General features: G+C 71.9%; 11 protein-coding genes. 4 read left to right on the top strand and 7 right to left on the bottom strand.

What is annotated here, in order from left to right; translation table 11 throughout:
- Positions 1 to 3: 3 nt before the first annotated feature.
- The 4 genes from SPR02S_RS14670 to SPR02S_RS14655 form a co-directional block, all read right to left on the bottom strand.
- Positions 4 to 663 (bottom strand): M15 family metallopeptidase, encoded by a 660-nt coding sequence (locus SPR02S_RS14670; protein ID WP_019057729.1) that lies wholly within the window; start codon positions 661 to 663, stop codon positions 4 to 6.
- Positions 664 to 693: 30 nt separating this feature from the next.
- Entirely contained in the window at positions 694 to 1,983 is a 1,290-nt protein-coding gene (locus SPR02S_RS14665) for an ROK family transcriptional regulator (RefSeq protein ID WP_019057728.1), read from the bottom strand.
- Positions 1,984 to 2,096: 113 nt separating this feature from the next.
- Positions 2,097 to 3,062, bottom strand: a complete 966-nt coding sequence (locus SPR02S_RS14660) for a phosphotransferase family protein (RefSeq protein ID WP_019057727.1) — start codon at positions 3,060 to 3,062, stop codon at positions 2,097 to 2,099.
- Positions 3,063 to 3,086: 24 nt separating this feature from the next.
- Complete coding sequence (locus SPR02S_RS14655; RefSeq protein ID WP_019057726.1) at positions 3,087 to 6,266, bottom strand: cytochrome P450; 3,180 nt, start codon at positions 6,264 to 6,266, stop codon at positions 3,087 to 3,089.
- 207 nt (positions 6,267 to 6,473) lie between these two features.
- Between SPR02S_RS14655 and SPR02S_RS14650 the strand changes: the two genes are divergently transcribed.
- Together SPR02S_RS14650 and SPR02S_RS14645 are read left to right on the top strand one after the other, a co-directional pair.
- Positions 6,474 to 6,905, top strand: coding sequence for a DUF6234 family protein (locus tag SPR02S_RS14650; RefSeq protein WP_019057725.1), 432 nt, complete (start codon positions 6,474 to 6,476; stop codon positions 6,903 to 6,905).
- A 92-nt stretch (positions 6,906 to 6,997) separates the two neighbouring features.
- The gene (locus SPR02S_RS14645; protein ID WP_174447541.1) at positions 6,998 to 7,609 is read left to right on the top strand and encodes a PAS domain S-box protein; all 612 of its coding nucleotides are present in this window, start codon (positions 6,998 to 7,000) and stop codon (positions 7,607 to 7,609) included.
- Here SPR02S_RS14645 and SPR02S_RS14640 read toward each other — a convergent pair.
- A complete protein-coding gene (locus SPR02S_RS14640; protein ID WP_019057723.1) occupies positions 7,540 to 8,490 on the bottom strand; it encodes a DUF3626 domain-containing protein in 951 nt (316 codons plus the stop codon). The two genes, SPR02S_RS14645 and SPR02S_RS14640, sit on opposite strands and share 70 nt — an antisense overlap.
- A 119-nt stretch (positions 8,491 to 8,609) precedes the next feature.
- Between SPR02S_RS14640 and SPR02S_RS14635 the strand changes: the two genes are divergently transcribed.
- Positions 8,610 to 9,104, top strand: a complete 495-nt coding sequence (locus tag SPR02S_RS14635) for an FBP domain-containing protein (protein ID WP_019057722.1) — start codon at positions 8,610 to 8,612, stop codon at positions 9,102 to 9,104.
- A 2-nt stretch (positions 9,105 to 9,106) separates the two neighbouring features.
- Here SPR02S_RS14635 and SPR02S_RS14630 read toward each other — a convergent pair whose 3' ends face one another.
- Positions 9,107 to 10,108: a quinone oxidoreductase family protein gene (locus tag SPR02S_RS14630; RefSeq protein WP_019057721.1), complete on the bottom strand. Its 1,002-nt coding sequence runs from the start codon at positions 10,106 to 10,108 to the stop codon at positions 9,107 to 9,109.
- A gap of 182 nt (positions 10,109 to 10,290) precedes the next feature.
- Between SPR02S_RS14630 and SPR02S_RS14625 the strand changes: the two genes are divergently transcribed.
- Positions 10,291 to 10,857: a CGNR zinc finger domain-containing protein gene (locus tag SPR02S_RS14625; RefSeq protein WP_019057720.1), complete on the top strand. Its 567-nt coding sequence runs from the start codon at positions 10,291 to 10,293 to the stop codon at positions 10,855 to 10,857.
- Here SPR02S_RS14625 and SPR02S_RS14620 read toward each other — a convergent pair.
- Complete coding sequence (locus SPR02S_RS14620) at positions 10,821 to 12,161, bottom strand: erythromycin esterase family protein (RefSeq protein WP_043258287.1); 1,341 nt, start codon at positions 12,159 to 12,161, stop codon at positions 10,821 to 10,823. The genes SPR02S_RS14625 and SPR02S_RS14620 overlap by 37 nt on opposite strands.
- Positions 12,162 to 12,210: the final 49 nt, after the last annotated feature.

Raw genomic sequence — 12,210 nt, 5'->3', positions numbered from 1 at the left:
GCCTCACGAGGGGTCGAGGTCCTTCGGCCCGTAGAGGGCGGCGGGCGCGCCGCTCATCAGCGCCCAGTAGCGGTCTCCGTACGACCAATGCCACCACTCCGTCGGGTAGTTGACCAGGCCGACCGCACCGAACGCCTTGCCCAGCACGGCGCGGTTGGCCCTGGCCTCCTCGGTGATGTTCTCGGCGCCGGTGTAGCAAGCCCCGTCGCTCTGCTCAGGGTTGGCGTTCATCGGGGTGCCCATGTCGAGTTCGCGGCCGTGGGCGTCGGCGAGGGTCAGGTCGACGGCCGCGCCGGCGGAGTGCGGGGCGATCTCGGGCGGCGACACATAGCGGCTGGCGGCGGTCCGGAGGCGATCGGCGGGCCAGTCCGGGTGGGCGGCGCGCAACTCGTCGCCGTAGCGCTCGAAGTAGCGGCGCTGGAGGGCCGGCGGCCGGTAGCCCTCGACGAACAGCAGGCGCAGGCCGTCGGGCAGCAGGGCCTGCGCTTCGAGGAGTCGGTCCAACACGCCCCGGCGCAGCAGGAGTTCCGCGCCGCTGTCGGACTCCTTGTTCTTGCGGTCGTCGACCAGCAGGACGTCGCTCACGTCGACGAGGGGCTCTCCGCACTCCTCGACGGGGATGGCGGCGACCCGGGCGTCGGACATCAGGATGATCTCGGTCATGGAGTGATCATCCCCCAGCCGCCCGTCCGCTCAGTGCGGGGCGCGTTCCTCAAGTGCCGTGCGCCAGGCGGGCGGCGGGCCCTCGGGTTCGGGTTCGGCGCGGCGGCCGCCACGGGCGAAGAAGTCGGCGAGGGGGAGGATCGCGGCGCCGACGGTGACCGCGTCGGGGCCGAGGCGGCCCAGCTCGATGGTCACGCGTCCGGCGGGGTGACGCAGCGCGTAGGCGGTGGCGTGGTGGCGTACGGCGGGCAGGAAGCGGGAGCCGAGCTGAAGTCCGGCCCAACCGCCGATGAGGATGCGCTCGGGCTGGAAGAGGTTGATCAGGTCGGACAGGCCGGCGCCGAGGTACTCGGCGGTCTCCTCCAGGACGGCGAGCGCGACGGGGTCGGCCTCGACGCCCTCGGGCGGGTAGGCGGCGACCAGCAGCGCGGTCATCGCGGTCTCCTCGTCGGTGCCCTCGGGCGGGCGTCCGCCCTGCTCGCGCCAGCGGTCGAGCAGCGACTCGGCGCCCGCGTACGCCTCCAGGCAGCCGAGGGCGCCGCAGCGGCAACGGCGGCCGCGGACCCGTACGGTCAGATGCCCCCACTCGACAGCCCGCCCGTTCTCCACTTCCGGGGTGACCAGGCAGGCGCCGACGCCGGAGCCGAAGAGGACGACGATCGCGTTGCGCGCGCCGCGCCCGCCGCCGAACCACATCTCGGCCTGGCCGAGGGTCTTGGCGCCGTTGTCGATGAAGTACGGGACGGCGTCGGGGAGTTGGGAGGTGGAGCGGAGCAGTTCTTCGAGCGGGACCGCGTCCCAGCCGATCGTCTGGCCGTGCACGACGGCGCCGTGGTCCGGGGTGTGCTCGACTATGCCGGGGACTCCGATGCCGACGCCGAGGAGCTGCTCGGGTGCGATGTCGGCGGTGGCGAGGACCTCGGCTATGCCGTCGCGGATGTGGCCGACGATGACCTCGACCTCGTAGCGCTGCTGCTCCAACGGGCGTTCGGCGCGGGCGAGTTCGGTGAGGGTGAGGTCGAAGAGCTCGACGCGGACGCGGGTCTCGCCGACGTCGACGCCGATCATGTGGCCGCTGTGCGGGGCGACTTGGAGCAGGGTGCGGGGGCGGCCGCCGTCGGAGTCGACGCTGCCGGCCTCCTCGACCAGGCCGTCGGCGACGAGGTCCGCGACGACGTTGCTCACCGAGCCGGAGCTGAGCCCGGTCGCCGGGCCCAGTTCGAAGCGGCTGAGGGGTCCGTCGAAGTACAGCCGTTGCAGTACGGCCGTGCGGTTGGCCCGCCTGAGGTCGCGTACCGTGCGCCCGTTCCGCCCCGCCATGTGGCTCCCTCCGAACCCTGCCCGACCTGCAAGATACTCCTGCGGTCCCGCCGGGCGCGACTTTCCCCGCCCTCTTAATTCACGCCCTGAACTAAGGGGCGGCGGAATGCACACTACGGGGTGGAAGCCGTCTCGTCGATCTCTCGCAGGGCGGCGAGCAGCTCGGGGCCGGCCTTCTCCCGGCGCCAGCGGTTCTCTTCCGCGCCGAACTCCCTGGGGACCGCCTCGGCGAGCATGATCAGGTAGAGATAGCTGCGGTAGAGGGCGTAGCGGAGGCGGGCCGACCGGTCGAACCCGGCCCGCCCGCCCGCCTCCCAGTAGCCCGCCAGGAACGCCTCGTCCTTCCGGATGTCGTCGAGCAGCGCCAGGGAGACGAAGTCGGCCAGCGGGTCGCCCCAGAACATGCGCTCGCCGTCGATGAGGCCGCCGATACGGGGCGTTCCGGTCGTGCGGTCGACCAGGATGTTGCCCTGCCACAGGTCGAAGTGCACGGCACAGGGGACGGTGATCTCGTCCAGGGCGTCGTACGCCGACCGGGCAGTGCGGGCGATGTCGTCGGCGGGGAGCGGCAGCCAGGCCCCATAGCGGCGGGCGTCGTCGAGGACCGCGTCGTACATCGTGGTGAACGCGGTCCGCCAGTCGGGGGCGAGCGGGCCGAGGGCGCGGGAGGGGTAGCCGAAGCCGGGGCCGGTGATCTCGTGCAGACGGGCAAGCTGTCGGCCCAACTCCGTGCGAAGTACGGCCACTTCGGCGTCCGTGAGGGGGTCGCCCCAGGGTTCGCCCGGGCAGAGCGTCATCAGGAGGGTGTCGCCGTCGAGGACCACGACGCGCGGCGCCGCCACCCCGGCCTTGGCGGCGGCGCCGTAGAAGTCGGCCTCGGAGATCAGGAGTTGGCGCTCGTGCGCGAGGCCAGGGGCGGTCGGTGCGGTCTTGAGGACGTAGCGGGTGCCGTCGGTGAGGGTGAGTTCCTCGACGGTGTTGTAGGTGCCGCCGCCGAGGGGGCGGAGGTGGGCGAGGTCGCCGGGCGGGATGCCCGCCGCGCGCAGTACCTCTCGGGCTCGCTCCGAGGAGTCCGTCACCGTGCGCCCACCTCTCCCTCTCGGTCAGTCGGCGGCGTACACGTCCTCGACGTAACGCCCGTCCGCCATCAGTGCGTTGAGCCACCGCTCGGCCGCCGCGTCGTCGGCGCCGGGCGTGCGGTCCCGGTACAGGGTACGGAACGCCTCCCGCACGCCCGGTGCCATGCGCGAGCCGTCGCCACAGACGAACACCCGGGCGCCCGCGTCCAGCAGGGCCCACACCTCGTCGGCCTCGGCGGCGACGCGGTGCTGGACGAAGGTCGCTCCGTCCTCCGGGGCCGCGCTGAAGGCGGGGCGGAGCGAGACGGCTCCGGCGCGCTCGGCGGCACGGAGTTCGTCGGCGTGGAGGTAGTCGGCGTCGGGGGCGTCGCAGCCGAAGTAGCAGAGGGCCGGGGCGAGTTCGGCGCCGGCGGCGAGGGCGGCCGTACGGTCGGCGACGGTTCCACGGAAGGGGGCGAGGCCGGTGCCCGCCGCGATCATCACCACCGGGGTGGAGTCGTCGATCCGGAAGGCCTCGCGGCACGGCTGGACGCGGGCGTAGATCGTGTCGCCCGGCGCGACGGTGTTGAGGTGGCCGGAGCCCGTGCCCCGATAGACGCCCTTGCCGGAGCGGGCCGGTGCCTCCAGCAGGGAGACCATCAGGTCCGCGTGGCCGGGGTCGACGGCGGGTGAGGACGAGATCGAGTAGTGCCGGGGGCGCAGCGGGGTGAGGAGTTCGAGGAGTGTGGGCCAGTCCAGGGTGCCGCCCAACGCCGGGTGGTCCTCGACGAGTTCGACGAAGGTGCGCGGATCGTCGGTGAGCGCGGCCAGGGCAGTCCGCTCGGGCGGGCAGGGGTTGGCGGCGGCCAGCGCGACCAGTTGGTCGGCGGTCGGGCGGTCCTGCAACTCGACGTGGTGGGTGAGGAGTTGGCGTACGGTCACGGGTCGGTCGACCGCGAGGCCGTCGCGGCGCGGGCGGGCCGGGCGGATGTCGAGCACGGTGTCGAGGTCGACGCCGAGGGCTGCGGCGGCGCGTTCGACGAGAGCCGGGGCGTTCACGGGCAGGACGGTGAGGTGGTCGGCGGTGCGGTAGGCGGTCCCGTCCGGCAGGGCCACGCGGACGAAGCGCTTGCGGCGCGGGTGGCCGGGGGCGGTGAGGTCGTGGGCCTCGGTGACGGTCATCGGGACGAGGTCGTGCCGTGCGGCGAGGGCGTCCAGGTGGCCGCCGGTGAGGGTCCGGACCTCATAGGCGGAGATCTCCTCCATGGGTTGGACGTCCGTGGCGTCGGGATCGCCGTACGTCTCCAGGAGTGCGGTGCGCAGCCGGGCCGTGAACTCCCTTACAGCGCCGGTGAGATCGCCGGAGGCGTCGGCGGCGGTGCGGTCGGTCAGGCGGGTGGCGCCGAGTTCGGCGAGGCGGGCGTCGATGCGGGTGGGCATGTGCTGGTAGGTGGCGGCCCAGTTGCGGTCGCCGACGCCGAGGACTGCGTAGGTCACGCCGGTGAGGTCGTGGGTCTCCTCCAGCCAGGCGGCGAAGGCGAAGGCGTCGTCGGTGGGGCGGCCGTTGTAGGAGGCGGAGGTGATGATGACGGGCCGGTCGGTGGGCAGTCCGTCGGCGTACGCGTCCAGCGGTGCCACTTCCACGGAGCATCCCAACAGGGCCGCCTCGTCAGCGAGTTGGGCGGCGAACTCGCGGCACGTGCCGTAGTTGCTGCCGTGCAGGAAGAGGGCCGCGGTGCCGGGGCGGACGCGGGCGGGCAGGGTGGCCGTGTCGACGACCGAAGGGCCCTCGGAGGCCTCGACGGCACCCGGCAGCGGAGTGTGTACACGGTCGGCGGGGGTGCGCGGGGTGAGGGTGAGGGTGAAGCCGTCGGGCTTGAGGGTGAGGGTTTCCTTCACCGTGAGGTCGTAGTCCGCGTGGTCGTGCAGCCGGTAGCGGTGGACGAGCATCGCGAGCAGCATGGTCGCCTCGTGCAGCGCGAACTGCCGCCCGATACAGGCCCGTTCACCGGTGCCGAACGGCTTGAAGGCGTGCACGGAACGGGTCGCCTCCGCCTCGGGCGTGAAGCGCGCGGGGTCGAACAGCTCGGGGTTGTCGCCCCAGCCGGGCTGCCGGTGCAGCATCGGCGCGATCACGGTGACGGCCTGCCCGGCGCCGAGCGGGATGCGCCCGCCGAGCACGGTGTCCTCCAGCGCGTGCCGGCTGAACGCGGCGGCCGTGGGCCACAACCGCAGTGCCTCGTTGAGGACTTGGCGCGTGTAGGTGAGTCGGCCGACCTCGTCGTACGTCGGTTCCGGGTCCGCCGTGTCGCCCCACAGCGCGTCCACCTCGCGCTGCACGAGTTGGAGCACGGCCGGGTGCTTGGCCAGGTAGTACAGCGCGAAAGACATCGCGCCGGACGTCGTCTCGTGGCCCGCGATCAGGAAAGTGATCACCTGGTTGCGGATGTTGGCGGTGTCGAGGGTCGTGCCGTCGACCGGGTGCTCGGCGCTGAGCATGAGCCCGAGGAGGTCCTGGGCGTCACCCTGGTCGGTGCCGGTGCGGGCGGCGATGACCTCGTCGACGACCTGCGCGAGGTAGTCGGCGTCGGCCTGGAACGCCGCGTCGGCCGCCGAGTGGTCCTCGCCCGGGACCCGCGCCAGCCGGGTCATGCTCCACTCCAGGCAGCGGACCATGGACTCGACGAAGGGGTGCGGCTCGTCGCGCTCGAACGACCCGAAGTCGTAGTCGAATCCGGCGAGTCCGATGGTGTCGAGGGTCATCCGGGTCATGTCGTCGGGCACGTTGACGGGCTGCCCGTCCCGGGCGCCGCGGTCCCAGGCCTCGACGAGCCTGCGGGCCACCTTCAGCATCACGGGGTGGTAGGTGCGCATCGAGCCGAGCGCGAACGCGGGCATCAGGATGTCGTGCGCCCTGGCCCAGTTGGGCTCGTCGTTGTACGCGGTGAAGAGTCCGTCGGCGGCGAAGGCCCGGACGTTCTCCAGGGCGGGCCCGATGTGCTTGGCGAACCGCCGCTCGTCGGCGAGCTCGGTCACCAGGTCCAGATCGCTGACGAACAGCGTGTCCCGCCCGTGCAACCGCCGTACGAACACGGGTCCGTGACGGCGCATCAGCTCCATGATCTGCTGCATCGGGGTGCGACCGGGGCCGGTCGCGGTGATGTCGACGACGGGCACGCCGGGGAGCGTGTCGACGGGCTGGGGGTGCGGCGCGGTGGGGGGCATGGCGCGACAACTGCCTTTCGCGGTACGGAAGTACTGCGTTCCAGCGTGCTCGCCCCGCCTCGGCGACCCGCGCCGCGCGACTACATGATCGTGTAGCGAAAAGCACCGATGGCGTCTTGCGCGGACGGCACGGGGCGGCTAGACGGGCGCGCGAACTGAGTGCGCGTACTCATGCATGTCCCGCGACCGGCCCGGCAGGGTGGGCGCATGACGCAGGTACTGCCCGAACATCCGCCTCGGCACGGCCGATGGCCGTGGTCCAACAGGACGCCCCACGCTCCGGACATCCTCGCCGCCATCGTCCTGCTCATCGGCGAGGCCGCCGACTTCGCCTGGACGACTTTCGGCTACGGCATGGAGAGCTGGGCCGCACAGGACGACCAGGACAGGATCGACGCGGCGACGCTCACGAACATCGCCTGGATGGAACACTTCCTCTACGTCGTCCTCGTCCTGGCGGGCCTCGCGGCGCTCTCCCGCGCACCCTGGACGGCGGTGTCGCACCTCCTCACCGCCTGTCTCGTGTTCACGCTGCTCACGGGCGCGCAGCACGAGTGGAACCGCGCTCATCCGGCCCCCGCGCCCACACCGAGCGCCGGCTACTCGCCCTGCTACAGCGGCAGCGGGACATGTTCGTGAGCCGCATGATTGTGTAGTGCGGCAGGCCGTGACAGGAGGTGCCGGTGGACTGGACCCGCAGGGAGGGCGTGGTGTGGCGCAACCGTGCCCTGATGCTCTTCGACCGGGTGGCCGTGCCGGTCGCGGTGTGTGACGTGTACGGCTCGGTGCAGGTCGCCAATCCCGCGATGGCGGCGGAGTGCGGTACGACGCCGGGGCGGCTGCGCGGCCGGGACGTACTCGACCTGTTCCAGCCGCAGGAGTCCGGACAGGTCGAGCGGATCGCGCAGGCGCTGCGGCTGCGGCACCGGTCGCGCTACCAGGTGTCGGTACGGTGGCGGGCCCCCAACGGCACCGAACGCTATGGGGAGTTGACGGCCGACCCGGTCAGCGACACGGTCGAGGAGACACCGGCGCTGCTGGTCATGCTCCGCGTGCGGGGCGAGGGCGACCCCGGTGACGACAGGCCGGGCGAGGACTCCCCCGCGCAGGTCACCCCGATCGAGGCCCGCATCCTGGCCCTGCTCGCCGGCGGCGCCACCACCGCCCGCGCGGCCCGCGAGACCGGCCTCACGACGGACGGCGTGACCTATCACCTACGGCGACTGTCGGCCCGGTGGGACGCGGCGAACCGTACCGAACTGGTCGCCCGCGCCTATGCACTTGGGGTGCTGACGCCGGGAGTGTGGCCGCCGGTCCCTGTCACGGACGCCGACGAGCGGTAGGCCGTACCCGCCCCCTCCGGTGCCCCGAAGCGGGCGAGGGTGTGCCACACCATCTTCAGGTCCTGGAGTTCGTAACGGCCGGTGCGGGCCGCGTCGCCGATGACGCGTGGGTCGACGACACCGCGCTCGGCGATACGGGCGCCGAGGTCGGCGTACTCCTGACCCCGGTAGTCCGCGTGCTGCTGCAACTCCCGCACGGTGAGCCGGTATCCGGGGTGCCATTCGACAGGGCAGGGCAGGCGGCGGGCGGCGGTCTCGACGGGGGTGCCTCGGTAGCTCACGTCCAGGACGAGGGCCTCCATGTCCCGGGCGAGAACGACACCGCCGTGCACCTGCGCCTCGATGTAGTCGTTGAGGGCGTCCTGTTCGTCTTGGTCGGCTTCGGCGAGCGCGATCAGGTTCATGCCGGTGGCGACGCCGAAGTCGGTCGGTTCGGCCGCGCTGTCCGGGTAGCAGAAGGTCGCGCGGGCGAGGGCCGCGCCGGTCAGCCGGAAGTGCGAGGAGCCGAACCGCGGTGCCGCGCCCACCACTTGGCGCCGGAAGTCCAACGCGCCGTACACCGGTCGCTCGGGTGCGGGCGCGTCGTCGTAGGCACCCGCGAAGATCCGGCTCTCCCAGCGCCAACGGTCGCCGCCGGGGCGGGCGGTGAGGCCGCCGTTGCTGATGCCGGTGACGAACTGCGAGTGGTACGTGCCGTCTTGGGCCAGCGCGTCGAGGATCGGCCGGCCGGTCGCCGTCGCCGTACGGTCGGGATGGAAGTTGAGGGTGATGCGCAGGCGCGGGTCGACAACCGGGCCCGAAGAGCCCTCGGCCACGTGCCGCAGCGCCCGCGCCTGGCGTGCCCCGACGCCACCAACACCCTCGACGCCCCCGAAATCCATTGGCTCCTCCACCGCTCGCTTACTACTCTGACCCGAAACCTAGACCCCCTAGGTTTCGGAAACAGGCACCACCCCAACAGACATCGCCCCCCACGAACACCGCCCCAGGAGACTCCCCCATGAGATCACTCACCGAGCAGGACATCCGCAACTCGTTCGTCAACTGCTCGAAGGGCGAGGCCAAGCGGCTGGCCGTCCCCCGCGATCTCGACACCCGCCCCTGGGGCGACCTGGACTTCCTGGGCTGGCGAGATCCCGGGGCACCGGACCGCAGCTACCTCGTCACCGAGCGGGCGGACGGTCTGATCGGCGTCACGCTCCGCTTCCCGTCCTCGCAGCGCGGCTTCCTGCACCGGAGCATGTGTTCGCTGTGCGTGACGACCCACCCGGGCGGTGGCGTCTCTCTGATGACCGCACGCAAGGCGGGCCCGGCGGGCCGCGAGGGCAACTCGGTCGGCCTGTACATGTGCACCGACCTCGCCTGCTCCCTCTATGTGCGCGGCAGGAAGATCCCCGAGTCGGGCATCCGCATCGAGGAGAGCCTGACCATGGAGCAGCAGATCGACCGGACGGTGGGCAATCTGACCTCCTTCCTCGACAAGCTGTACGTCTGAGGTCAGTCCCCCGGCACCGCGATCACGATCTTGCCCCGGTTGTCGCGTCGCTCCAGCCGCTCGTGGGCGGCACGGGCATCAGCGAGCGGTACGACGGTCTCGATCGGTACGCGGTACGTGCCGGCGGCGACCCGCTCGGCGAGTTCGCGCAGGTCCGGGCGGGGGTCGTAGCCGCCGTGGATCTGGAGGTTGGTGAGCTGGAAGCCGAGGATCGACGCGTTCTTCGGGTAGAAGTCGCGGGTGTCGACAGTGCTGGGCTCCAGGGCGACATTGGCGAGGGCGACGACCCGGCCGCCGTGTCCGATCTCGCGCAGGCTGCGCCCGAAGGCCCGGCCGCCGACGGTGTCGAGGACGACGTCCGCACCCCGTCCCTCGGTGAGTCGTAGCACCTCGTCGACCTCCGCGTCGTCCGGGTGGGCCGAGGTGTCGAGGATGGCGTGAGCGCCGAACTCCCCTGCCCAGGCGGCCTTTTCGGGGGAACCGGCGAGGGCGATGACCCGGGCGCCGGTCTCGGCGGCGATCTGGACGGCCGCGCTGCCGACCCCGCTCGCGGCGGCCTTCACGAGGACGGTGTCCTCCTTGGCGACCCGGGCGAGGTGCCGCAGGCAGTACCAGGCCGACAGCCAGGCGACGGGCAGTGCGGCGGCGTGCGTGAGGTCGATGCCGTCGGGCAGGGCGGTGACCTGGGTGGCGGGCACCACCGCCAACTCGGCGTAGAAACCTGGTGAGTTCACGCCGTCGAGGGCCACCACCCGCTGCCCGACCGTGAATCCGGTGACGCCCTCCCCCAGCGCGGCGACGGTACCGGCGCCCTCCACTCCCGGGATCAGCGGCGGCTTCCCGGCCCGGTGGTAGTTCCCGGACCTGATCAGGGCGTCCGCGCGGTTCACGCCCGCCGCCGCGACCCGCACCAGGACCTGCCCGGGACCCGCGACCGGGTCGGGCACCTCGACCGGCACCAACACCTCGGGCCCGCCGAACTCGTCGATCCGTACCGCACGCATACCGCCCACCCACTCCCTGTTAGGCCACACCATCCGGCCAACACCTGTTGAACTGGTGTCACCATGCGACACCGGACGAACCGGTGTCAAGGCTCGCCGGGTGCCATCGGTCGCCGTCAGCCATCGTCGGCCGCCATGCCGTACACCGCATGAACCGGTGTACGCGAGGTAAGCTCGCTGCCATGACCATCCCGCCCGTCTTCCCGTTCATCGGCGGACGCCCGTGCCTGAACTTCGTGGCGACCCTCGGCAAACGCCACGGCACTGCCGTCGAGCGGCTCCCCGATCCGGCGGCCCTGGCCGGCTGGATCACGGAGGCGGAGCTGGCGGTGGGCACCGAGCCGGTGCGGGTCACGGCCCGGGAGCTGACGGACGCGCGCACCCTGCGCGAGGCGCTCTACCGTGTCGTACGGGACGCGATGGCCGGCCGGGAACCGGCGGCGGCCGATGTCGAGCGGGTCAACGAGGCCGCGGCGCGGCCGGATCTCGCGCCCCAACTGGGCGAACAGCGCTGGAAGTCGGCGCATCCGGCGCGCGCGGCGCTGGCGACGGTGGCCCGGGACGGCGTGCTGCTGGTGGGCAGTCCGCTGCTGGAGCGGGTCAAGGAGTGCGAGAACCCGGAGTGTTCGCTGCTGTTCCTCGACGACTCCCAGGCCCGCCGCCGCCGTTGGTGCTCGATGGACCGCTGCGGCAACCTCGCGAAGATCGCGGGCTATCGGTCGCGCAGCCGGGCCGCCGTGACCGAGTGAAGGTGGAACAGCACGTCGTAGCTGCGGGCCAGTGCGATGGTCCGCAGGTCCTCCGGGTAGTCGGTGCCGATGCTGCGGGTCGGTCGCCCTTCCGCCAGCCATGCGCGGGCCGGTGATCCGACCGAGCGGAGATCGACCAGGTAGTCGGCGAACCGCACCTGGTCCAGGATCTGTTCATTGCTGCCCGGGCCTGCCGGTCCCAGCGTCCAGCGGTGGATCGCGTCGTCGGGACCGGTGGCGTTGAACGAGCCCCGGTCGAAGGTCAGGCCCACGCTGCGATACCGGGAGCCGAGGCTGTCGCGCAGGAACGCCCCTTGCATCTTGGGGTAGTTGGCCGGGTCGGACGGCACATAGCCGATGTGGGCATCGTGCGCGGACAGCAACACCTTGGTGCCGGTGTGCCGTTGCCACCAGACGACGTTGGCCGCCATCGTCTCGTCCCGGTAGCGCATCGCCGCGGGAACCTGCGCGGGGTCGGCGAAGTCGAAGTCGTACTGCCGGGCCACCTGGTCGACGACGGCCGCGTTCTGCACGGCCCGGTCATACGCCTCGCGATCCTTCCCCGGCGACTGCTCCTTGAGCAACTCCAGTGCGCGGCCGGTGCGTTCGGCCATCTCCTGCCGTTCGGCGTACGGCTTGTCCAGGTACTGCTCGATGTACGTCCCGGTCGGCACGGTGGGCCACAGCCCTCGGTACAGCTCGGCGAGCCGGGAGCTCAACTCGGGGTAGTGGTCGGCCACATAGGCCGTGACCGAGTCGTACAGCTCCGGTCCGGCCCAGCCGATGTCTTCGCCCATGAAGCGCACGGGGTCGCCGGGATGCCGGACGTTGTACGCGCGCATCCACTCGACGAGCTTCAGATAGTCGGTGTTGTTCCACCACAGGTAGTCGCGCTGGAACTCCTCGCGGAAGATGCGCCGCGGGTCCCCTTTGCCGTACAGGACATAGTCGTTGAGGCGCAGCCCGGTGCTCCAGGCGCCCTCCAGGGCGAAGGTGCGGAAGCCCTTCTTCTCGACGAGGTGGCGGAAGACGCGGTCCTTGAGGGCGAGGAAGTCGTGGGAGCTGTGGGTGGCCTCGCCGAGGCCGACGACCTGGGCGCCGCCGATCATGCGGTCGAGGGGGAGTAAGTCGTCGGTGGGGCCGCCCGGTTCGACGGTTCGCAGGGGGTGGGCGGAGCGGCCTAGGGCCGCAACCACGGCCGAGGGCGCGAGAGTTGGTGCCGCCGTCGCGGCCGGGGTGCCGGCCGCGACGGTGCCGAGGCTGATGAGCAGGGTCAGGATCAGTCCGGTCCGATGCCGTTTCATGGTGCGAGGGTCGCGCGCCCCGGGGGCGGGGGCCATGCGGTGGTCCTCC

This window comes from Streptomyces prunicolor NBRC 13075 (genome assembly GCF_000367365.1).
Lineage (GTDB): Bacteria > Actinomycetota > Actinomycetes > Streptomycetales > Streptomycetaceae > Streptomyces > Streptomyces prunicolor.
Note: the sequence above shows the minus strand (reverse complement) of the source record. Positions and strands in the feature narration are given on the sequence as shown.